18 protein-coding genes are annotated in these 22,147 nt (G+C 68.8%); 5 read left to right on the top strand and 13 right to left on the bottom strand.

What is annotated here, in order from left to right:
- Positions 1 to 46: 46 nt before the first annotated feature.
- The 5 genes from purM to OG205_RS34220 form a co-directional block, all read right to left on the bottom strand.
- Positions 47 to 1,108 carry a phosphoribosylformylglycinamidine cyclo-ligase gene (gene purM, locus OG205_RS34240; RefSeq protein WP_330272057.1) on the bottom strand — a complete coding sequence of 354 codons (1,062 nt, stop codon included), beginning with the start codon at positions 1,106 to 1,108 and terminating at the stop codon, positions 47 to 49.
- A 29-nt stretch (positions 1,109 to 1,137) separates the two neighbouring features.
- Positions 1,138 to 2,643 (bottom strand): amidophosphoribosyltransferase, encoded by a 1,506-nt coding sequence (gene purF, locus OG205_RS34235; RefSeq protein ID WP_330272056.1) that lies wholly within the window; start codon positions 2,641 to 2,643, stop codon positions 1,138 to 1,140.
- 97 nt (positions 2,644 to 2,740) lie between these two features.
- Positions 2,741 to 3,103, bottom strand: coding sequence for a hypothetical protein (locus OG205_RS34230; RefSeq protein ID WP_330272055.1), 363 nt, complete (start codon positions 3,101 to 3,103; stop codon positions 2,741 to 2,743).
- Positions 3,103 to 3,420: a hypothetical protein gene (locus OG205_RS34225; RefSeq protein ID WP_330272054.1), complete on the bottom strand. Its 318-nt coding sequence runs from the start codon at positions 3,418 to 3,420 to the stop codon at positions 3,103 to 3,105. The genes OG205_RS34230 and OG205_RS34225 overlap by 1 nt, the downstream gene beginning before the upstream one ends.
- Positions 3,420 to 4,166 (bottom strand): maleylpyruvate isomerase N-terminal domain-containing protein, encoded by a 747-nt coding sequence (locus OG205_RS34220; RefSeq protein ID WP_330272053.1) that lies wholly within the window; start codon positions 4,164 to 4,166, stop codon positions 3,420 to 3,422. The genes OG205_RS34225 and OG205_RS34220 overlap by 1 nt, the downstream gene beginning before the upstream one ends.
- A gap of 94 nt (positions 4,167 to 4,260) precedes the next feature.
- On the opposite strand from OG205_RS34220, the gene OG205_RS34215 reads away from it, so the two are divergent.
- Together OG205_RS34215 and OG205_RS34210 are read left to right on the top strand one after the other, a co-directional pair.
- Complete coding sequence (locus OG205_RS34215) at positions 4,261 to 4,584, top strand: type VII secretion target (protein WP_330272052.1); 324 nt, start codon at positions 4,261 to 4,263, stop codon at positions 4,582 to 4,584.
- On the top strand, positions 4,581 to 6,551 hold the full coding sequence (locus tag OG205_RS34210; RefSeq protein WP_330272051.1) for an alpha/beta hydrolase: 1,971 nt from the start codon (positions 4,581 to 4,583) through the stop codon (positions 6,549 to 6,551). Before OG205_RS34215 ends, OG205_RS34210 begins: the two co-directional genes overlap by 4 nt.
- Here OG205_RS34210 and OG205_RS34205 read toward each other — a convergent pair.
- Positions 6,548 to 6,895: a sterol carrier family protein gene (locus OG205_RS34205; RefSeq protein ID WP_442916849.1), complete on the bottom strand. Its 348-nt coding sequence runs from the start codon at positions 6,893 to 6,895 to the stop codon at positions 6,548 to 6,550. The genes OG205_RS34210 and OG205_RS34205 overlap by 4 nt on opposite strands.
- Positions 6,896 to 6,985: 90 nt before the next feature.
- Between OG205_RS34205 and OG205_RS34200 the strand changes: the two genes are divergently transcribed.
- Together OG205_RS34200 and OG205_RS34195 are read left to right on the top strand one after the other, a co-directional pair.
- Positions 6,986 to 8,488: a hypothetical protein gene (locus OG205_RS34200; RefSeq protein WP_330272049.1), complete on the top strand. Its 1,503-nt coding sequence runs from the start codon at positions 6,986 to 6,988 to the stop codon at positions 8,486 to 8,488.
- Positions 8,485 to 10,203 (top strand): hypothetical protein, encoded by a 1,719-nt coding sequence (locus OG205_RS34195; RefSeq protein WP_330272048.1) that lies wholly within the window; start codon positions 8,485 to 8,487, stop codon positions 10,201 to 10,203. Before OG205_RS34200 ends, OG205_RS34195 begins: the two co-directional genes overlap by 4 nt.
- Positions 10,204 to 10,469: 266 nt before the next feature.
- Here the strand turns inward: OG205_RS34195 and OG205_RS34190 are convergent, their stop codons facing one another.
- The 5 genes from OG205_RS34190 to OG205_RS34170 form a co-directional block, all read right to left on the bottom strand.
- Positions 10,470 to 12,113 (bottom strand): glycosyl hydrolase family 28-related protein, encoded by a 1,644-nt coding sequence (locus OG205_RS34190; protein WP_330272047.1) that lies wholly within the window; start codon positions 12,111 to 12,113, stop codon positions 10,470 to 10,472.
- Between the two features lie 56 nt (positions 12,114 to 12,169).
- A complete protein-coding gene (locus OG205_RS34185) occupies positions 12,170 to 12,976 on the bottom strand; it encodes an ESX secretion-associated protein EspG (RefSeq protein WP_330272046.1) in 807 nt (268 codons plus the stop codon).
- Complete coding sequence (locus OG205_RS34180; protein WP_330272045.1) at positions 12,973 to 14,253, bottom strand: PPE domain-containing protein; 1,281 nt, start codon at positions 14,251 to 14,253, stop codon at positions 12,973 to 12,975. The genes OG205_RS34185 and OG205_RS34180 overlap by 4 nt, the downstream gene beginning before the upstream one ends.
- Positions 14,254 to 14,268: 15 nt before the next feature.
- Entirely contained in the window at positions 14,269 to 14,640 is a 372-nt protein-coding gene (locus OG205_RS34175; RefSeq protein ID WP_330272044.1) for a transcriptional regulator, read from the bottom strand.
- Positions 14,641 to 14,766: 126 nt separating this feature from the next.
- Positions 14,767 to 15,360, bottom strand: coding sequence for a DUF3558 domain-containing protein (locus tag OG205_RS34170; protein ID WP_330272043.1), 594 nt, complete (start codon positions 15,358 to 15,360; stop codon positions 14,767 to 14,769).
- 150 nt (positions 15,361 to 15,510) lie between these two features.
- Here OG205_RS34170 and OG205_RS34165 point away from each other — a divergent pair, with 150 nt between their 5' ends.
- The gene (locus OG205_RS34165; protein ID WP_330272042.1) at positions 15,511 to 18,150 is read left to right on the top strand and encodes a glycosyl hydrolase 2 galactose-binding domain-containing protein; all 2,640 of its coding nucleotides are present in this window, start codon (positions 15,511 to 15,513) and stop codon (positions 18,148 to 18,150) included.
- Here the strand turns inward: OG205_RS34165 and OG205_RS34160 are convergent.
- Together OG205_RS34160 and OG205_RS34155 are read right to left on the bottom strand one after the other, a co-directional pair.
- Positions 18,147 to 19,943 carry a glycoside hydrolase family 15 protein gene (locus OG205_RS34160; protein WP_330272041.1) on the bottom strand — a complete coding sequence of 599 codons (1,797 nt, stop codon included), beginning with the start codon at positions 19,941 to 19,943 and terminating at the stop codon, positions 18,147 to 18,149. The two genes, OG205_RS34165 and OG205_RS34160, sit on opposite strands and share 4 nt — an antisense overlap.
- Positions 19,944 to 19,963: 20 nt before the next feature.
- Positions 19,964 to 22,129: a putative bifunctional diguanylate cyclase/phosphodiesterase gene (locus OG205_RS34155; RefSeq protein ID WP_330272040.1), complete on the bottom strand. Its 2,166-nt coding sequence runs from the start codon at positions 22,127 to 22,129 to the stop codon at positions 19,964 to 19,966.
- Between the last annotated feature and the right edge of the window lie 18 nt (positions 22,130 to 22,147).

Below are 22,147 nucleotides of genomic sequence, written 5' to 3'. Positions count from 1 at the left end.
TCCTCGGTCGCCGCTTAGTACGCGACGACCGCCTCAGGAGGTTGCCTCAGAATCGCGGGTGGTCGCCGACGAGCTTGGCGCCGCCCTCGGCGGACTTGGTGATCTCGCCGAGCACCCACGCCGGGACGTGGCGGGCGGTGAGCACGGCCAGCGCGCGGTCGACGTCCTCCGGCGCGACGACGGCGACCATGCCGACGCCCATGTTGAACGCCTTCTCCATCTCCTCGCGCTCGACGCGGCCGCGCTGGGCGATGAGCTGGAAGACGGGCGCGGGCGTCCAGGTGCCGCGGTCGAGCGTCGCGTGCAGGCCCTCGGGCAGCACGCGGGCCAGGTTCGCGGCCAGGCCACCACCGGTGACGTGGGAGAAGCAGCGGACCTCGGTCTCGGCGATCAGCGCCAGGCAGTCCTTGGCGTAGATCTTGGTCGGCTCCAGCATCTCCTCGCCGAGGGTGCGGCCGAACTCCTCGACGTGGCCCTCCAGCGGCATGCGCGCGATCTCCAGCAGCACGTGCCTGGCGAGCGAGTAGCCGTTGGAGTGCAGGCCGGACGAGCCCATCGCGATGACGACGTCGCCGTCGCGGACGCGGTCGGGGCCGAGCAGCTTGGAGTGCTCGACCACGCCGACGCCGGTGCCGGAGATGTCGTAGTCCTCGTCGCCCATCAGGCCGGGGTGCTCCGCGGTCTCGCCGCCGAGCAGCGCGCAACCGGCCTGGACACAGCCCTCGGCGATGCCCTTGACCAGCGCCGCGATCTTGTCGGGGACGACCTTGCCGACCGCGATGTAGTCCTGCACGAACAACGGCTCGGCGCCGCACACGACCAGGTCGTCGACGATCATGGCGACGAGGTCGATGCCGATGGTGTCGTGCTTGTCGAGCGCCTGCGCGATCGCGATCTTGGTGCCGACGCCGTCCGTGGAGGACGCGAGGATCGGCTCCTTCCAGCGGTCGAGCTTGAGCTGGAACAGGCCGGCGAAGCCACCGATGCCACCGAGCACCTCGGGCCGATGCGCCTTGGCCGCCCACGGCTTGAGCTTCTCCACCGCCTCGTCACCTGCGGCGATACTGACTCCGGCGGCGGCGTAGGTGGCCTTGGCGCTGTCGGTCACGTCAACTTCTTCCACTTGGATCTGGGTGCTCAGGGACGACGCAGGGCGTCTTCGGCACCATAGCCGCTCGCCAGAACGGGAGCGGCTGAGCCCGACACGCCCTTGAGGCCCTCGAGCAGGTGCTTGCCCATGAGCGCGTCCTGCGGCAGTTCGATGGGGTACTCGCCGTCGAAACAGGCCGAGCACAGCCGCGACTTGGGCTGCTCGGTCGCCGCGACGAGCTGCTCCAGCGACACGTACCCGAGCGAGTCGGCGCCGACCGAGCGACGGATGCCGTCGTCGTCCAGGCCGTTCGCGATGAGCTCCGCGCGGGAGGCGAAGTCGATGCCGTAGAAGCACGGCCACTTGACGGGCGGCGAGGCGATCCGCACGTGCACTTCGAGCGCACCGGCCTCGCGCAGCATGCGGACGAGCGCGCGCTGCGTGTTGCCGCGCACGATCGAGTCGTCCACGACGACCAGCCGCTTGCCGCGGATGACGTCGCGCAACGGGTTCAGCTTCAGCCGGATGCCCAGCTGGCGGATGGTCTGCGACGGCTGGATGAACGTCCGGCCGACGTAGGCGTTCTTGACCAGACCGGATCCGTACGGGATGCCGCTGGCCTGCGCGTAGCCGATGGCGGCGGGCGTGCCGGACTCCGGCACCGGGATCACCAGGTCGGCCTCGACCGGGTGCTCCTTGGCGAGGCGGCGGCCGATCTCGACGCGCGTCGCGTGGACGCCGCGGCCGGAGATCGTCGTGTCCGGGCGCGCCAGGTAGACGTACTCGAAGATGCAGCCCTTGGGCTCGGGCGTCGCGAACCGGGTCGACCGCAGGCCGTCCTCGTCGATCGCGATCAACTCGCCGGGCTCGACCTCGCGCACGAAGCTCGCACCGACGATGTCGAGTGCCGCGGTCTCGCTCGCCACGACCCAGCCGCGTTCCAACCGGCCGAGCACCAGCGGGCGCACGCCGTGCGGGTCACGCGCCGCGTACAGGGTGGACTCGTCGGAGAACGTCAGGCAGTACGCGCCCTTGACCGTGGGCAGCAGCTCCAGCGCGGCCTGCTCGATGCCCTTGTCGGCCGCCGCGTGGGCGAGCAGGCCGCAGAGGATGTCCGAGTCGGTGGTGGCGCCGTTGCGCTCGACGATGCCGAGGCCCTTGGCCTTCTCCAGCAGCTCGGCGGTGTTCACCAGGTTGCCGTTGTGGCCGAGGCTCAGCGCACTGCCAGTGGCCGTCGTCCGGAACGTCGGCTGGGCGTTCTCCCAGGTCGTGGACCCGGTGGTGGAGTAACGGCAGTGCCCGACGGCCACGTGGCCCTTGAGGCTCTGCAGGACCTGCTCGTCGAACACCTGGCTGACGAGACCGAGATCCTTGAAGACGACGACCTGGGTCCCGTCGCCGACCGAGATGCCGGCCGCCTCCTGCCCGCGGTGCTGCAGGGCGTAGAGGCCGTAGTAGGTCATCTTGGAGACGTCTTCACCCGGAGCCCAGACGCCGAAGACGCCACACTCCTCACGGGGTTCCTGTTCGGACTGGGAATGGTCGTCGACCACCGAATTGGCTCCCTCACGATGGGGCTGGCTTCAACCCGAGTGTAAGTGGAGCAGGGGGCCAACCACCCCCTTCAGACCCCTGGTGAGGTGATGAAACTCATGCCATCCGGCACTTCGAGAGCTCCAGCGGGTTGCCGTTGAGGTACTCGAAGCCCTCGGACTGTTCCTGGCCCACGCAGATGATCTCGTCGCCCACCGCCACCTCGTCGCGCACCTTCGACTCGTCCTCGAAGTCGTCCGGCTCCACGAAGGCACTCTTGAACGAGCTCTTGCCGGGTGCGCCGGCGGGCAGGTCGCCGACGAGGTCGAGGTAGATCCGGGTCGCGCAGATGACGTCGCTGTAGCCGTCGTAGCAGTTGTTGATGCTGGTGACCTTGAAGCGGATCTCGCCCTCCCAGCGGCCGAGCCCGCAGCCGGTCACCACCAGACAGGCCGCGAGCACCGCGATGATCTTGCGCATCAAGCCTTTTTGCAGTTCTTGAGATGCGTCACGACGTTCGAGTTCCCGAACGCGTTGCCCTTCTCCTGCTCGGCGGAGCAGAGCAGTTCGTCGCCGACTTGAGCGCCTTGGACTTCGTACGTCAGCAAGAACTGGCGCTTCAACTGCCCAGGTTCCAGCGTTCCCTTGGGCGCATCGCCCACCAGCTCGACCTCGAAGAACTCCGAGGAGGACTGGTTTTCCTTCGCGACGATCTTGTATCGGAGTTCCTGCTGCCAGGACGCCGCACAGGCGGTCAGCGCCAAGCAGCTGAGCAGGACGACCGCGAGCTTGCGCATCAGTGCCCCCGTCCGACCTGGAGGACGTCCAGCACGCGCTGGTCGCCGGTCATCTCCTTGAAGTTCATGCGGTTCCAGAGCCAGAAGTAGACGACCTCGGCCTCGCCGGTCACCTGCGCGTCGCCCTCTTCACCGGGAGCGGCAGCCCGGATCTCCGGTACTTCGCCCGCCACAAGAGAGATCAACCACGACTCCGGCACATCGGTCGGCCGCACCACGGCGGTGCCGGACACCTCACTCGGCACGTCACCGTCGAGTTGGGCCGCGACGATCGTGCTCAGCACCTCGTCGATGCCGTCGGCGCAGAGGTCGGCGTCCGTGGCCACGACCTGTCGGACGACCGTCTGCGCGTCGAACCGGCGCAGCACGGTCTCGTGCGCGATCCGGCGGTGCCACACCCAGGCCAGGTCAGGCGCTGCCGGCGAGAACGTCCACACCGGGCGGTTTCCCGGCACGGCGGTGAGGATCTCCGCGGCCGCGGTCAGCTGCAGGTCGAGGTACTGCAGCGGCGACAGCCCGGCAGGCGGAGGCGGCGGCTGCATGGCGGTGCGGCTGCCGGTGCGCAGGTACTCGGTGGAGGTCTCCAGGAAGCGCGCGAGGTGGATCACCAGGTCCTGGACGGTCCAGCCGGGCCGGGTCGGCACCTCGGCCGCCGGGTCCGCGTCCGCCACTGCCTTGCGGAACAACTCCGCCTGCTCGATGAACACAGCGGTCCACCGCTGAGCCGTCCACCCTGTCTGCACCATGAACGACATCGTGCCCGAAACGGTCCATCGACGAGAGTGGAACCGGCCATCATGTATCTGCGTCGCATTGATCGGTGACCAACAGGGGGTGGCGATGTTCGGCGTTGAGCCAGAGCTGCTGCGCAACGCGTCCAAGGAGTTCGGCAACGGCTCCGACGCGGTGCGCGAGGCGGCGGAGATGATCTCGATGCTCAGGCTCGACGCGGGTGCGTTCGGGGAGGTCGACGCCGCCGCGGAGTTCGCGGACGCGCTGTCGAAGTTCGTCGGCACGCACTCCCAGGACCTGCAGCGCGGTTCCTCCTGGTTCACCGACGCGGCAGAGGGTCTCGTGTCGAACGCCGAGGCCTACCAGCGCACCGAGGACGACCACACCTCGGTGATGAAGAAGCTCTTCGCGGGACTTGGGGGCGGTCAGTGAGCTACACGGATCCCGAGAGCCTGTACGGCAGGCTCGCGTCCGGCGATGCCGGTCGAATCGCCGCCGCCGCCGATCCGATCACCGGCGCGATCAGCGCGGTCGGCCGAGCCGGCGAGTCCGTCGCGAACGGTGGCAAGACCGCCGTCAGCAACTGGACCGGCGACGCCGCCACGAAGTTCACCGCGCGCGCCCAGCTGTCCGCCACCGCTGCCAAGGCCGCTGCCGAACGGCTCGGCGCGGGCGTCGACATCGTGCAGGCCGCTTCGCGTGCCTACGGCCAGATGCGAGGTGCCGCGGACCAGGCGATCGGCGTGTGGCGTGGCCGTCCGCCGGGCATGGACGAGGAGCAGACCCGCCAGCTCGCCAACCAGGTCAACCAGCACCTGGACAAGGTGAAGTCGGGCTACAACAACGTTCTGCGCTCCTACGCGAGTGCGCTCACCAAGATCCCGCCGGGCTTCGAAGAGTCCGCGCGCACGGACTGCGGCTGGGACCGCGCAGCCCAGCGCGGAGGTGCGGGCGGTGCTCTGCCGCCGGTTCCGCCGCCGGGTTCCGACCCGAAGGCCGTCGCCGACTGGTGGAAGTCGCTCAGCAAGGAACAGCAGGACGCGCTCAAGAACACCAAGTACCAGGAGCTCGGCCAGCTCCGCGGCCTGCCCGCCGACGTGCTGGACTACGCGAACCGCAAGCGGATCCCGGAGGACGCGGCGCGGTTCAACGCGGAGAAGGACCAGCTCAAGCAGCAACTGGCCGACCGTGCACGTGAGCTCGGCGTCGACCCGAACTCTTCAGAGGGTCAGCGCGCTCTGCGCAATGACGCCCAGGGCTCGCAGTTGATGTCGCAGTACGACGAAGCCGCTCGCCGCGCGAAGAACGCGGACGACGCGGTCAAAGCGCTGGACACGGCCAAAAACCTGGGCCTGGAGACTGGCAAGACGCCATACGTCCTCGCATGGAGCCCTGACGGCGCCGGCGCCAAGGAAGGCGCTATCGCCGTCGCGTTCGGCAATCCGGACACCGCGAAGAACGTCGCGGTGTGCGTGCCCGGCACCACGTCCACGCTCAGCAGCTTCGGCCTGGACCAGGCCTCGGCTCTCAGCGAGAAGATGGGTCCGGACGGCGCCGCGATCCAGTGGCTCGGCTACGACGCGCCGGAGTTCCTGCCAGGCCAGGTGAACGACCCGCAGCAGGCGATCGAGGGCGGTCAGATCCTGGCGAAGGACGTCGAGGGCTACCGCACCGCCAACCCGAACGCCCACGTCACGGTGATCGGCCACAGCTACGGCAGCACGGTCGTCGGCTACTCCGCCATGGACAACGGCCTGAAGGCGGACGACATCGTGTTCGTCGGCTCGCCGGGTGTCGGCGCGTCCAACGTCGACCAGTTGTCAGCGGGTAGCGGGCACGTCTACGTCGGTGGCACGGAACACGACCCTGTCATCCAGGCGACGAGCGGTGACTGGTTCACCAAGGACGGGTCGTCGACCGGTCCGTACGACTCCTCGTTCGGCGCGAAGACGTTCGGCACCTCCGGCGAGTCCTGGATCGGACACGCCCACTCGTCCTACTACGACAAGGACTCCGAGTCGCTCGGCAACCTGGCCAGGATCGCCAACGGTGACGGCGGCAGCGTCACCGAGCAGCGCTGGCAGGACGCGCCCACGCCGCGTGAGGTGCCCGGTTCGGACCTGCCCGGTGTCGGGCCGGTCATCGACTGGGGCGTCAACACCGGCAAGGAGGTAGTCGACATGGGCGAGGACATCTGGCGCGGTGGTGGTCAGGTCGCCGACGACATCTCGAACGGCCGCTGGGGTGACGCGGCCGGGCACGCGGTGGACACGGTCGGCGAGGTCGCGAGCGATGCCGGTGACGTCGTGGTCGACACCGTCGGCAACGCGGTGGAGCTCGGGAAGGACGTCGTCGACGGCGTCGGCGGGGCCGTCAAGACGATCGGCTCGTGGTTCTAGAACCTCACGACCGGCAGCAGGGCTGAGAGGTCGGCCCGGGTCCCCGACGCGGTGACCCGGGCACCGTCCAGCGCGTCCGCCCAGGCGAGCGCGCCGGTCGCCAGCTCCAGCCACGTGCGGGGGTCGGTCTCCACGACGTTCGGGGGCGTGCCGCGGGTGTGGCGCGGCCCTTCGACGCACTGCACGGCGGCGAACGGCGGAACGCGCACCTCGACGCTGCGACCGGGCGCGATTCGTTCGAGGGTGCGCAGGCTCAGCCGGACGGCGGCGGCGAGCACGGGACGTTCTGGCTGGTCAGCCTCACCGCGCAGCCAGGGGAGCACGGCCTGCACGGCGGCGCGCATCTCGGCGGGGTCGACGGCTTTGGCTGGCACGTCGCCCACATTAGCGAAGGGGCAGCGGTCCTCCCCGGGCTGTTGGTATACCTCTGGGCTGTGATCAGGAACTTCGCCGTCGTCGGTCCGGGGCAGGCGACCAGGGAGCGGCTGACGGCGGCTCTCGCGGCCGCGCCGAACATGGCCGTCTACCGGATCGGGCGGGGCGCGGACCCGTTGCCCGTCTCGGCGACCTTCGACCCGGCGGACCAGCCGGGCTGCCGCAGCCTGCTGGACTGGTTCGAGCGGGGTGCGCCGTCGGGCGCGGTGCTGCTGGTGGACGACTGGGAGCTGTGCTTCGACCTCGACCGGGAACTCGACAGAACCGTCGAGTGGATCGCCGCGTTCGGGCCGGCACGGGGCGTGCAGGTCGTCGTCACGGCGCGGAAGTGGGCGGTTCTGCCGGACCGGTTGCGGCGGCACCTGCACGGTGAGGCAACGGACTTCCTCGCGTTGCACGGCATCGAGCCCGATTTGGGCAACAAGCACCAGCGCCACGATCTGAAGATCGCCATCGGTTCCAACGACCGCGGCTGGCCGGTGTACCTGGACATCGGCGTGAACGGACCGAACGGCGCGTACATCGGCGCGGCCGCTGTTCGCGAGCAGAGGCTCCTCGCCGCGTTGCTGGGCCTCATGGTCACGCACTCGTCGAAGGACCTGAATCTCGGTTTGATCGACATGAAGAACATCGGCGTGTTCGACGGACTGGACGCGGCCCCGCACGTGTCGTTCGCGCTGACCGGCGAAAGCGACAACGAACTGTTCGAGCGGTTCCAGGACGGTCTCGCCGGCGAACTCGACCGCCGCCGGCGGCTGGCCGGATCCGGCGAAGCCCTCACAGCACTGCTGATCTGCGTGGACAGTGCCGAAGTGCTGGTCGAACGCTTCCCAGGCTTCCAGAACGTGCTGGAGTCCCTCATCCGCGCCGACCGCGCGCTGGGCGTCCACGTGCTCTGTTCCGGCGACGTCTTCCCGGCCTCCCTGCCGTTCCGGCTCCCCGAATGGCCGTCCGCGATCCCGCCGTACGACATCGAGGAGTGGGCGGAGGTCCTGCCGCAGGGCCTGATCGGCTCCGGCCCTTCGGCGCACGCCCTCGTGCTGCCGCCACTGCACAAGACCAACGTCGACCTCCAGCTGGAAATGCTGCCACCAGGCGGAATCGGCGTGATCGACAAGCCGTCGGAGCAACGTCGCGACGTCCTCTTCCCCGCGTTCACCGACGAACTCCGCCACGGCGCCATCGTCGGCAAGCCGGGCATGGGCAAGAGCACGACGCTGCGCACGCTCGCCGAGGTCCTCGGCAAGGATGTCGTTCGCTACCAACTGCTCGACGGCCCCGGCGAACCGCTCGACCCGCAACGCCACATCGTCGTGACCGCCCGCTCGTGGGACCAGGTGCCGCCGTTCATCAAGAACAGCCTGGCCTTCGCCGTCGAGTTCCGCCTGGACGACCCGGCCACGTCGCTCGTCGACCCCCGCCTGGCCGCCCGCGTGCCGGACCGGCCCGGATTCGGTCTCTCCGTGCCCCACCGCCTCCACACGCAGATCGCGCTCCCGTGAACCACCTCGCGCTCATCGGCACGCCCGACGCCGTCGCGTCCCGAATCGCTGCCATACAAGGGGTTTACCGCATCGGCAAGGGTGACGTGGCGGGCGTCGCGAGGAGCTTCGAGCCCGGTGACGAACGGCGGCGGCAGAACCTGCTGGCGTGGTTCGAACGCGGGGCCGAGCCCGGCGCCACCCTGTTGGTCGACGACTGGAAGTACTGCGCTGAAACCGATCCAGGGCTTGCCGACACCGTCCGGTGGATCGCGGCGAGGGTGTGGAACGTCCGGGTGATCATCACCGCGCGGTCGGTGGACGAGTTGCCGGAGCGGGTGCCGCTGTGGATCGAGGTGCTGGACTTCCTCGCGCTGCACGGGTTGAGGCGCTTCACCAAGGCGCTCGCCTGGAAGGGCCGGTGGTGGAAGGTTCCGGTCGGCGTCGGCTCGGACGGCAGGCCGGTGGTCGTGGAGCTGACGCACTTCGCCGACGGGAAGTGGCGCACGGGATCGCATCTGAGCGTCACGGCACCGGACGCGTTCCGGAGTCTGGTGCTCGGGCTGATGACCACGCACTCGCCCAAGTTGTTCCAGACGGTCTTCATCGACGCGCACGACACGGATGCGTTCGCGGGGCTTGATCAGGCGCCACACGTGCAGGCTCATCATCGTGACGCGGCAAGGGATCCCGCGACGATCGCGGCAGCTCTGCTGGCCGAGTCGGAACGCCGGCTGGAAGTCGTCGGCAACACCTGGACGATCTTCGACCACCGCGGCTTCGACCTGGTGCTGCCGCAGCTCCTCATCTGCGTCAGCGGTTTCGCGGACCTCAAAGCCACCGAACTCGGCGATGCGCTCGTGACCATCGCGCAGGACGTCGGCCAGTCCGGGATGCAGTTGCTCCTCGACGGTCCGCACGACGTGGCGGACGTGCTGATCGACGACTGCGTGGCGCCGGCGAACCTCGACGAGGTGGCGGAGTCGTTGCCGCGGTTGATGCTCCAGCCGGAACCCGCGCCGGACTTCTTCGCGCTGCACGACGTGCCGAACAAGCACGTGTGGCGGCCGCGGCCCGTCAAGCTGCAGTACCGGGTCGCGGTGGGTGTGGACGAGTTCGGGCAGCGGGTCGAGATCGACCTGAAGTCCAAGCACCTGCAGGACGGGATGGGTCCGCACGGCGAGGTGACCGCGCCGGAGAAGCGACGGGCGGAAGGCATCCGCGCACTGGTTCTCGGGCAGATGCTGCGCCATTCACCGGACGAGCTTCAGGTCGTCCTCATCGACTTCCACGGCAACGGGATGTTCGCCGGCCTGGACGGCGCCCCGCACGTGCGGCACGGGCTCGTGGACCTGCTGGAAGACCACGAGCAACGCCTCAGGAAGCTGGTGGACAGCGGCAACTACCGGAACATCTGGGACTACCGGGCGGCGGGACTCGGCCCGGTGCCGGAACTTCTGGTCTGCGTCGACGGCGTGCGAAGCCTCGTGGAGGAACGCCCGGAGTTCTTGAAGGTGCTCCAGACCCTGAGCAGGGACGGGCGCACCTACGGCCAGCACCTGCTGCTGTCCGACACGACACCCAGCGAACTGGAGGGCGTCCACACGTCGTACCGGCTGGACCTCACCGACGAGGGCTGGACGCGGCGGATCGGGAGATCGGTGGAGAGCGTCGTGCTCCCCACCGACCTGCACGACGTGGTGTGGTCGCTGCCCGTGGCGATGGCTAGCTCTTGACCTCTCTTCCAGCTGAAGCAGGAAGATTCTTCCCTCGCGGGTCGAGTTTTCTGCTTCGCAGCCCGTTGCCGCCTGGGTTACCAGCACAGGGACGGTGTACCGCCCACGGTCTTACACGAGCTCCACAGACCTGACATCCCACCAGCCCGGCGGTAGACCCGGCCGACTTGGTTATCGCCGACCGGACGCGACAACGCTACAAGCCGCTCCGCCAACCGCCCGACCTGGGAGTCAGAGCACGGTTTTTCGCCCTTGGAGACGAATGCTCATGAACGGCGCAACTTTCGTTGCGCGTCATAGAGGTTGCGCGGTGTCACGGTGGTCGTGCCGTAGAGCTCCAGGCGGGAGTTCAGCTCGCCGGTGAAGTCCGGCTTGTCGATCTGACCGAAGTCGCGGACCTCGGAGATCGCGACGGTGGCGCTGCACGGCGCGACCTGGTCGATGCGGACGTTGCCGGCGCGCTGGTTGGTGACGGTGACGTTCCAGTGCGCGAAACGGGCGCCGTACAACGGGCCCGCGTTGGCGCTGCCGCCGTGCGCGCCGACGTTGTTGATGGTGATCTCGGTGCGGACGTTGGCGAACGGCAGGCCGCGGTGGGTGTCGAAGACGTCGTGGTCCATGCGGCCGCGAGTCCAGACGTTGCCGCAGGACAGGCCTTCGACGTTCAGGCCGTGGTTGCCGGCGCCCGCCTGCGAGGGTTCGGACGGTGCCTCGATCACGAAGCCGTCGGTCAGGTTGTCGTGGGACTGCTCGCGCACCGCGTACGCGTGGTGGTGGCCGCGGCCGGACACGTGCGTGTTCAGCAGCGAGATTCCCTTGGAGGACACCAGGAGGAAGCCGTTGTCGACGTCCTGCACGTGCACGTCGTCGGCCCAGCAGTCCCACGCGCACTGGAACGCGACACCGTTGTACCCCTTGTCCAGCAGGTGTTTCGGCGTTGGCACCTTGAACATCTCGATCTTGATGCCCTCGACGCCCGCACCCGTGATCACCGGCGCCATCGTGGTCAGGCGCGCCTTCCACTCCGGGCGGATCTCCAGCGGCAACGGCTGCGCGAGCTTGACCCTGTTGCCGCGCACCCACTCCACGCGCACCGGCCACAGGAACGGGAAGTACGACAGGAGCTTGTCCTTGTCGTCCCACCTGTAGGTCTGGGTGCCGGGGACGTCGCCGCACATGTGCTTGGGCAGCGAGTACTCGGAGTCGTCCAGCCGCAGCAGAACCCGCTGGCCTGCGCGCAACGACCGTCCGTTCTCGACGGTCACGACGAACGAACCCCGTGCGGCGGAACCGGTCACGGCCGTCAGCGTCGAGCCCTGCTCCAGCTCGTTGCCCGTCCAGCCCTCGAAGGGCCACTTCTTCGCCTTGATCGCGTCGACCAGCGGCTGGTAGCGGTCGCGGTGACAGACCCACACCAGGCCGCCGGACCAGCTCCACGCCGAGTTCTCCGAGCCGTAGCGGCTGCGGTTGATGCCGACGATCTCCTCCAGCGACCGGGTCGCGTAGAAGGTCGTCCTGGAGCTACCGGCGCCGCGCAGCACCACGTTGTCGTAGCCGATGCGGATGATGTCGTCGATCCGGTAGCGGCCCGGCGGCACGTACACGGTGCCGCCGCCCAGCCTGCCGACGAACTCGATCGCCTTGTTGATCGCCGCGGACGCGTCGGCCGAACCGTCGCGGCGCGCGCCGAAGAAGAGGACGTTGGCGAGAACGGGGCGACGGGCGGGCTTCTCACCCGTCTTGTAGCCGGCGAACGAGATGTTCGGGATCTGCGGGTGGTTGTACGGGTTGGCAACGAACTCCTGCCACAGCGAGGCGGAGGACTGCGCGGAGGCAGTCCCCGTCAACGCTGACGACCCGACCAGTGCAGCCCCTGTAGCCAGCAGGAACAGCCTTCTGTCGATGCTCATTTCGCCGTCTCCAAGGGGTCTTGGCCACGGCGGCGGTGGTCAGATCAAACCAGACATCAGGCTCCGGCGGAACGAACCGCCTCGGAGATCAGCTCGTCCACCTGGTGCAGCATCCGGCGGCCGTCGGTCGGCGTGAACGTGCTCCACGGCGGCTGGCCGTTCGAGGCACGGCGTTGCTGCAGGTAGCGGCCCTCTTCGGTGTCGAAGAACGCGACCACGCGCTCGGGCCGCCAGCGCTTGCCGTACTTGTCCCTGGCCGCCGCGCCGAAGTTCCCGGTGTGCACGATCCCGGTGAACATCTTCACCAGCGCCTTCGCGTCGTCCTCGCGCAGCCCGATGTTCCGGAACGCGGCCTCCGTCGACTTCGGCGAGCCGTCGGTCTGCCCGATCGCCTTCTCGATGTCCGCGCTCGGCAGCGTCACCGAGAGCCCTGTTCCGGCGGGGTGCGCGGGCAGCAGGGACAGCACCGCCGAGGCGAGCCCGGAGCCCTCCCACGGCTGGAACGTCAGCTGGTCGTCCCGCAACGTCGCGAGCGCGCCCCAGTCGCCGTTCGCCACGGCGAGGACGCGCAGGCTGTGGCCGAGCCAGAGGCGGCCGTCCGCCTCCCGCTCGGGCTTCACGAACATCCGCAGCAACCCGTCCAACTGGGACGAGAGGCCGCGCGAGTTGCCCAGGCGCCGGTGGTCCAACTGCTGGTAGACGCGGTTCTCGAGCTGGATGCGCTCGTCCCGCGTCTTGCCAGGGGTGGGAACTTTGAGAACGAGCGGCATGGGGCCGACGTTCATGCGTTCCCACAGCACGTCGAACTCCTCGGCGGAGAGAGCGATCGGCTCTCTCTCCGCCGGAGCGCCGAACAGGCTCACTCTGACAGGCCGCCGATGACCGGCGGCGCGACCATGCGCTCGTCGCCGAACACGTCGTCGGTCTCGACCAGGTAGTCGGCCGCCTTGTGCTCGATGTCGTCCTCGCCCTCGCCCTTCTGGCCGTGAGCGCCACCGCCACCGGCACCAGCCGCACCGGCCTTGCCGGCACCAGCGCCCGCACCGGAGCCCATGGCACCGCCGCGCATGCCCTCAGGGCCGGAGCCCATGCCGGACATGCCACCCGGCATGCCGCCGGGCTTCATCGAGCCTGCCTGGCCGGACGCGCCGAGCGAGCCGGACATCGGCCCGAACGCCTTGCCGCCACCGAGCTGACCACCGCGAACGCCACCGGAGCCGCCAGGGCCTCCGGAGAGGCCACGGCCACCGGGACCACCGGGACCGCCCGTGCCAGGACGGGTGAAGACCGGACCACCAGGGGTCGGCGTCGGCGTGGGGGTCGGGGTCGGGTGCGGCAGGTTCGTGGGCGGCGGGGTGTGCGTGGGAGGCGGCGTCGTCGTCGGAGGCTGCGTCCACGACGTGTGCGTGGTGTCGGTGGGCGGCGGCGTCCAGCCGGTCGAGACGTGCTGCGGGGTCGGCTGGGGCTGCGTCCACGACGGGTTGGTCGTGCCGGTGTTCGTGCCCGACGGCCCGCTGGGGCCGGTCGAGCTGTAACCGACGCGCGTGCTGCCGGTACCCGTGTCGGCCGGAGGCGGCGTGTCGATCACGACCTGCGGCGGCGTCGGGAAGTCACCGAGCGTCGAGGAGTTCCAGCGGCTGTCCGACTGGTAGTCCTCCATGACCTGGACGGCCTTGGCGGCGGCGTTGTCCGCGGCGGCTTCCTGCCGCTCGTGGTCGACCTGCTGGCCAACGACGTGCGCCATGCCGACGGGACCGGTCAGCGCGCCGGCCGCGATGTCGAGCAGGCCGGGCTTCTCGGTCGTGATCGGGACGACCTCGGGCATCTTCTTGCGCGCGTCGGCGATGTACTCGCCCTGCAGGCGCGCGGAGCTCTCCATCGTCGTGGCGCCGGTCTCGGCGAAGCCGGCCCACTCGGCCAGCGGCGACAGCGCGCCCTGGGCGGCGTCGGAGGCGTCGGACTCCCAGTCCGCGCCCATCTTCGTCAGACCGGTGTGCAGGTCGGCGTCGATCTGCGCGAGCGTCGCGGCGATCGTCTTCCAGCCCTGCTCCACCGGGATGGAGGCGGAGACGCCGGGACCGGAGTTGATCATCTTGTACAGCTCGGGGTGTCCGTACCCCTGGAAGCGGTGGTCAGTCATCGGTCAGTCCCCCTCTCAGTCCTGGTCTCGCAGGTGCTTGCCCCACATGGCCTCGTTGTCGCCCTCGGTCATGCGGTACTGCTCCTCGATCATCTTGAGCTGATCGATCACGCCGACGAGCTGCTTCTTGTAGAAGGTCAGCGCGGCGAGCGCCTTGTCGGAGGTCTGGTCGTTGAACGCCTGCGAGGTCTCACTGGAGATCGGGTCCCCGGCCCAGGGCTTGGTGGGCAGGTCGCGAACGGACCGCTCGATCTTCTCCTCGAACTCCGCCAGCGCCTGCTCGAAGGCCTTCCTCGCCTGTGGAATGGCCGACGGGTCCACCTTCAGCTTGCGCTGCCCGAACTCGGGCGGCGACGACGCGCCTCCACCACCATCCGCGAGAAACACGGCACACCCTCCTCAGTAACGGCCCCCCAGAAAATCGGGCCGTGTGTGCTTTTGGGACGACCTTAGCTCTGATGCATTACGCGAGTAACCGGTTCCCGGTACAAGGTGCGTACTTCTACTCAACTGTCATTTGGCCGCCAACGTGACGGCGACAGCGCCCGCGACCGCCTTGGCACGTTCACACGCACCGTCCGTGGTCGCGCTCGTCTCGCCGAGCCCTCCGAAGGCGTCCACCAGCAACAACTGGCCTTCGTTGGCGTCGATGTAGACCTCGCAACCGCCGACAGAACCCGGCGACTCCCTCTGCGTGAGGTACGCGGGATAACCCGCTACCTGAAGGGAGGTGAGCTTGGACTCACCGACCGTCTTCTTCAGCCGGTCCGCGCCGCCGTTGAGCAGGGTGTGCATGGTGCCGAGATAAGTGCGGACGTCGAAACTCACGTTGCACGACTTGCTCCCCTCCCCGTAATCGGGCAGCGGGGTACCCGCGGTGGCGCTCTTCAAACCCAAAGCCGTCTTCTGCCCGGGCGTGATCAGCGAGCACGGGTCGAGCGTCTTGAGGTCGACGGCTTTCGGCCTGTTCACCGGAGCGGAACCGGCAGAAGTTCCGGTCGTCGGCGCGGAGCCCGTCTGATCCCCCGCGGAGGGCTTCCCGGGCTCTGGCGATGAACACCCGGTCAGGACCGCTGCCAGCAGGAACGGGACGGCAAGTCGACGCATGGCGGCCAAAATATCGGATCGCCGGGCACGGAGGGTGGCGAACGACGTGTCCCGCGTCACCCATAAGGTCCATTGCCGCCGACCTCACAAAAAGGAAACCTTCTTTACGATACCCCGAAGCGCCGCCGCCCCGATGCGTCGAGGAGCGACATGCTGCGCAACCGACCACTACCGACTCTGGTCGTGGCGGCGGTGGGTCTGGCCCTGCTGGTGCCAGGTACCTCAGCCAACGCGGGCCCCGTGCCCGGCACCGGAGCGGCGCTCAAGGTGGCCGCCGCCCCAGGCCAGACCTCCACCATCCCCGACTGGCGCATGCAGACCAGCGCCACCGCCACGCAGTCCGGCAGCGTGATCTCCGGCCCGGCGTACACGGACACCGGCTGGCTGACCGTGCCCGCGCGGTCGACCGTGATGGCCGGGCTGATCGCGAACAACAAGTACGGGGACGTCAACTACTCGGAGAACCTGAAGAAGGCCAACGCCAACGACTTCAAGGTGCCGTGGTGGTACCGCAAGGTCTTCCAGGCCGACCCGCAGCCGGGCGTGAACACGTTCCTCAAGCTCAACGGCGGCGTGATCTCCCGCGGTGAGGTGTGGCTGAACGGCACGAAGGTCGCCGGCACGGACACCGTCATCGGCGCGTATCCGACGTTCGAGTTCAACGTCACCAGCCTGCTGCGCAAGGGCGACAACGCGCTCGCCATCAAGGCGTCGCCGTCCGACCCCGCCAAGGACCTGGTGATCCACTTCATCGACTGGTCCCAGCTTCCGCCCGACCGCAACCAGGGCCTCTTCCGCGACGTCGACATCGCGCAGAGCGGCGCGGTCTCGTTGCGCGGCCTGCACGTGCTCTCCGACCTGCCGCTGCCCAACCTGAACACCGCCACGGTCACCGTGAAGGTGGACGCGCGCAACAACACCGGCAGCGCGGTCACCACGACCGTGGCCGGCAGCGCGGCGGGCCAGAACTACAGCCAGAACGTGAGCCTGGCCGCGAACGAGACGAAGACCGTCACGTTCCCGCTCACCGTCACCAACCCGCAGGTCTGGTGGCCGTACCAGATGGGCGCACAGCCGCTGTACGAGGCGACGGCCAACGCGACGGTGGCCGGTGCGGCGTCGGACCAGCAGAAGACGACGTTCGGCATCCGCGAGGTCACCTCGAAGATGATCAGCGGCAACATCCAGTACCAGATCAACGGCAAGCCGATCCTGATCCGCGGCGGCGGCTGGGCGTCGGACCTCTTCCTGCGGACCGACGTGCAGAAGATCGCCGACGAGATCCAGCTGACGAAGTCCATGGGCCTCAACACGATCCGGCTGGAGGGCAAGCCGGAGAACGACGAGATCTACGACATGGCCGACCGCGCGGGCATCCTGCTGATGACCGGCTGGGAGTGCTGCTCGAAGTGGCAGAACACCGGCGGGTTCACGGCGGAGGACAAGAGGGTCGCCGGAGCGTCCGCCGAGGGCGAGGCCAAGCGGATCCGCAACCACCCCAGCGTGTTCACGTTCCTGATCGGCTCGGACGAGGCCCCGGTGGCCGCCGTCGAGACGATCTACCTGGACGCTTTGAAGCGCGCCGACTGGCAGACGCCGATCGTCAACGCCGCCGCGCGTCGCAGCTCACCGCAGCTCGGTGACTCGGGCATGAAGATGGACGGCCCGTACTGGTGGGAGCCGCCGGTCTACTGGTACAACAACCAGAAGGGCGGTTCGGCGGGCTTCGCGTCCGAGATCGGCCCCGGCCTCGCGATCCCGGAGATGGACGAGCTCAAGAAGTTCCTGAGCCAGGCCGAGATCAACAAGCTGACGGACTACAACGCGTCGCAGTACCACCTGTCGCCGTCCGGCAACTTCAGCAAGATCGGCTTCTGGGGCACCGCGCTCGACAACCGCTACGGCAAGCCGTCCAACGTGGACGACTTCGTCAAGAAGTCGCAGCTGCAGCAGTACGAGACGAACCGCGCGCAGTTCGAGGCGTTCGGCCGTGACTTCTCCGACACCGGCGCGAACCAGGCGCAGGGCGTCATCTACTGGATGCAGAACGACCCGTGGCCCAAGCTGTTCTGGCACCTCTACAACTACAACCTCGCGACCGCGGGGTCGTACTTCGGTGCCAAGACAGCGAACAAGGCGTTGCACGCCCAGTACTCCTACGACGACAAGTCGCTCGCCGTGGTGAACATGGGCCTGGAAGCCAAGCAGGGTCTGCAGTTGCAGGTGACGGTCTTCAACTCCGACGGCACGCAGAAGGCGAACGAGACGCGTTCGGTTACGGCCAAGGCCAACGGTTCCGTGCGGGTGGGCAACCTCCCGCAGCCGTCCGGGCTCTCGTCGGCGTACTTCGTGCGGCTGCTGCTGAAGGACGCGAACGGCAACGAGGTCGACCGCAACGTCTACTGGCTGTCCACCAAGGCGGACACGCTGAACTACAACGGCGGCGACTGGTACTACACGCCGCAGGCCCAGTACACGGACCTGAAGTCGTTGAGCAGCCTGAAGGCGGGCCAGGTGTCGGTGTCCACCACCACGACGCCGGGCACGAACGGCAAGCAGGCCACCAGCGTGACCATCAAGAACACCGGCACGTCCGTGGCGTTCTTCCTGCGCGCGTCACTGCGCAAGGGCCAGGGTGGTCCTGAAGTGCTTCCGGCCGACTGGTCCGACAACTACATCACGCTGTTCCCCGGTGAGACGCAGACGATCCGGGCCGAGTACCGGACGTCCGACCTCGGCGGCGCGCAGCCGGTGGTCGAGGTCTCGGGCCACAACGTGAGCAAGCGCTAGCGCGAGTAGCGGTCAGCGACGACGCCGGGTCGTTCCACGGGACGGCCCGCGTCCAGCGACCACGCCAGCCGCACGTACTGCGCGTGCGTCCAGGCGAGTGGGGTGGCCGAGCCCGTTCCCCGGCCATCCCACACCTGCTCGGGCAGCATGAGGCCGCTGTTCGCGGTCGCGGCGATCTCCTTGAGCCGCTTGGCGGCACCGGCCCTGTCACCGGCGAGCAGTTCGTACTCGCCGCGTTCACCGCTCAGCAACGGCCAGAGCCTGCCGTAAGTCCGGGTCGGCGTGGGCCAGTTGATGCCCCACGGCCTGCCGTCCGCCGTCTCGCCGTAGCCGTCCTGCGTGAACCGGTGCCAGTAACCCTGTTCCTTCAACTGCTGGTCCACGACCTCGACGGTGTTGCGGATGACCGGGTCGTCGGCGCGCTTGACGCCGAGCCGCACCAGTTCGAGGAAGCTCGGGTCCACGACCGCGCGCTGGTCGATGTCGGTCGGGTTGTTGTCACCGAGGTTGTACCTGGTGCCCTGATCGGGCTTTCCGTCCTTGGTGAGCCGCAGGTAGTACGGTTTCGGCGAGTACGGACCGGTCCGCGTCGCGGTCCAGCCCTCCACCTGCCGCTGCCACGCGTCGGCGGCCGCGAGGTAGCGGTCCGCGTTCTCCCCGTTGCGCCGCAACAGATCCGCGAAGCACACCAGCCCGGCGACCACCGAGGCGATCGTGGCGGGCGAGTAGCCGTCCTGGTTCTCCCACCGCTCCTGCTCGCTGAACGGCGAGTTCGGGTAGCTCAGCAGGTAGTCCGCCGAGCGGCGCAGTGAGTCCATTGTGGACTTGTCCTGCCCGTCCAGGTGCCAGGCCAGCAGCAGCGGTGCCGCGGTCTGGTCGAGCTGGACCTTGGTCCACACCGGTGTGCCGTCGACCCGCGTGTTCTGCGGCAGGTGGCCGTCCGGTTCCTGTTGCTCGCGCAGCATGAAGTCCAGTGCGCGCTGGGCGAAGCCGCGATCTCCTGCCGCGATCATGGCCGTGGACACGTGGTACAGGTCGCGCGGCCAGACCAGCGCGTACGGCCCGAGTTCCGGCGCCAGTTCCCGGTCGAACCCGAAGGCCCACGGGAAGCTCGGCGACGCGATCGACGCGCCGGGATGGGCCTTGTCCTCCGTCGCCGCCAGCACCATGACGGACATGTCGTAGAGCCGTCGGTCCGCCGACCTCGGGCGCTTCAGCCCGTCGAGGTAGGAGTGCCAGCCCTGCGCGTACTCCCTGGCGGCGGAACGGAATCCGCGATCCAGCGCGGCCTGGGCGACGCCCGCACCGAACCCGACCGCGAACGTGCCGTGCGCGCGTCGCACCGGATCGGTCGGCAAGGAGCTGGCCACCGAACTGGAGCCCTTCATCGGCACGTGCTCGACCGACAGCCGGACCGGGCGCTGAGCCGTGAGCACCACGTCCGCGAGCACGGCGGCGCGCCGCGGATCGGTGACGTAGGTGATCTCGGCCTGCCAGCCGTCGCCACGCAGCTTCTGCCGGAACGTCAGCGACCTGTCGTCGGCGGGCTCGGTGTACGCCCGACCGGGCTTTCCGTCGACCAGCAACCGCGTCTCACGGGTCGCGGGCGTGCTGAGGTCGGGGTGGAAGATCTCGGAGAGGCCCTGGTGGCCGAGGGTGAACCACACCGGGCTGGCCGCGGACCTGGCGGTGCCGAACGCCTGTTTGTCCGCGGGCAGGGGAACCACTTCGGCCGCGCGAGCGACCGGGGCCGACATGACCAGCAGCAGCACGACCAGGGCCAATGACTTCATGCCCTGGGGTGTTCCCCGAGCTAGAGATCACCACGCAGAAGACTGTCGATGTTCTCCGGCGGACCCGGCCGCGCGAAGAACCAGCCCTGCCCCGTGTCGCAGCCCAGCCGCAACAGTCGCGCGGCCTGCGCGGGCGTCTCCACACCCTCGGCCGTGACGCCCAACGACAACGCGTGCGCGAGCTGCACCAGCGTCGCCACGATCTGCGAGTCGACCGGGTCTTCCTCGTTCTCGGCCCGCAGCCCCTCCATGAACGAGCCGGCGATCTTCAGCTCGTGCACTGGCAGGTGCTTGAGGTAGGCCAGGTTCGAGTAACCGGTGCCGAAGTCGTCGATCGCGATGCGCACACCCATGTCGCACAACGCCCGCAGCGCTTCCAGCGGCTCGTCGGCGGTGCCCATGATCGCCGACTCGGTGAGCTCCAGCTGCAGGTGGTGCGGCGGCAGCGCGCACTCGTCCAGGATCTGCTTGACGTCGCGGACCAGCTCGGGGTCGCGGGACTGCCGCACGGCCAGGTTCACCGACACGAAGGGGGCCGCGTCGCCGAACTCCTCCAGCCAGCGCCGGGCCTCCTCGCACGCCTTGCGCAGCACCCACCGTCCCAAGGGGACGATCAGGCCGGTCTCCTCAGCCAGTTCGATGAACCGGTCCGGCGCGAGCCGCCCGAACTCCGGGTGCTGCCAGCGGACCAGGGCCTCGACACCGGTGACGGTGGAGTCCTCCAGGCGCACCAGCGGCTGGTACTCGACGTAGAACTCACCGCGTTCCAACGCGCGCGGCATCGTGGCGGACAACGTGAACCTGGCGACCTCGCGGGCGTTGCGCTCCGGGTCGTACAGCGCCCAGCGCGCCTTGCCATCGGCTTTGGCCCAGTACAGCGTGATGTCCGCGTCGCGCATCATGTCCGCCGACGTCGTGCCGGACAGCTGCCGTTCGACGATGCCGATGGACGCCGACACCGACAGCTCGTGGCCAGCGATGCGGATCGGCACCTCCAGCGCTTCCAGCACCCGGCCCGCCACGTCGACGATGTCCTGCTCGCCGGACGAGCCCTCGACCAGGATCACGAACTCGTCGCCGCCCATGCGCGCGACCAGCTTGCCCTCGCCGGACACCGAGTGGTCGAGCCGGCGGCCGACCTCGACCAGCAGCTGATCCCCCGTGTCGTGGCCCAGAGAGTCGTTGATGACCTTGAAACCGTCGAGGTCGAGGTAGCAGAGGCCCGCCCGGACGTGCTTGGCGCGGTTGTTGAACACGCGCCCGAGGCGTTCGAGGAACAGCGCCCTGTTCGGCAGGCCGGTCAGCGGGTCGTGCAAGGCCTGGTAGCGCAGCCGGTTCTGCAGCAGGTGGCGGTCGGTGACGTCCTCGATCATCGCGACCTGGTACTGCGGCTCGCCGTGGTCGTCGCGGACCAGCGACAACGTCAGGTGCGTCCACACCTGCTCGCCGTCGGCCCGGTGGAAGCGCTTCTCGGCCCGGTAGTGGTCGCACTCACCCGCGATGAGCTGGTCGTAGAGCCGCCACACGCTGCCCGCGTCCTCGGGGTGCATGAGGTCGCGCACGTTGTACTGGCGCATCTCCTCGACGCTGAACCCGAGCATGTCCTGCAGCGCCTGGTTGACGTCCAGTATCCGGCCGTCGATGGCCGCGATGCCGATGCCGATCGCGGCCTCGGTGAACATCGCGCGGAACCGGGCCTCCGAGGCCCGCAGCGCCGCCTCCGCCTGGTCGCGGGCGTCCAGGACGGCGGCCCTGATCGCCTCCTGCTCGGCGAGGGTGCGTTCCCGCAACGCGCGGGCGTAGCCGGCGGCCAGCGCGCCCTGCAGGGCCGCCAGGCGGGACTGCAGGCGCTCGTCGCCGGGGAAGCCCAACTCGGCCAGCAGGTCGTCGCCGAGCAGCTGGACGGTGCGGCCCAGCGTGTCGGTGCCGGTGAAGTGCGCGTCGACCAGCCGTGAGCCGATCTCGTAGCCGGGTGCCGTGCGGAACGGGCTCGCGAACAGCGCCTCGACCAGCAGCTCGGTGAGGTCCTGGAGGTGCTGCGCGACCTCGGCCCTGGTCATGGGCACGTAGCTCGACCCGATGACGGCTGTGGCCCAGCTGCGCGCGAACGACTCGGCACCGGCCAGTACGGCCGGACTCAAAGGAGAGCGTTCCTCACGCACCCGCTGGTCAACCCGATCGGTCATCTTCTCGGCCCTAACCCC

Source organism: Lentzea sp. NBC_00516, assembly GCF_036346835.1.
GTDB lineage: Bacteria > Actinomycetota > Actinomycetes > Mycobacteriales > Pseudonocardiaceae > Lentzea > Lentzea sokolovensis.
Note: the sequence above shows the minus strand (reverse complement) of the source record. Positions and strands in the feature narration are given on the sequence as shown.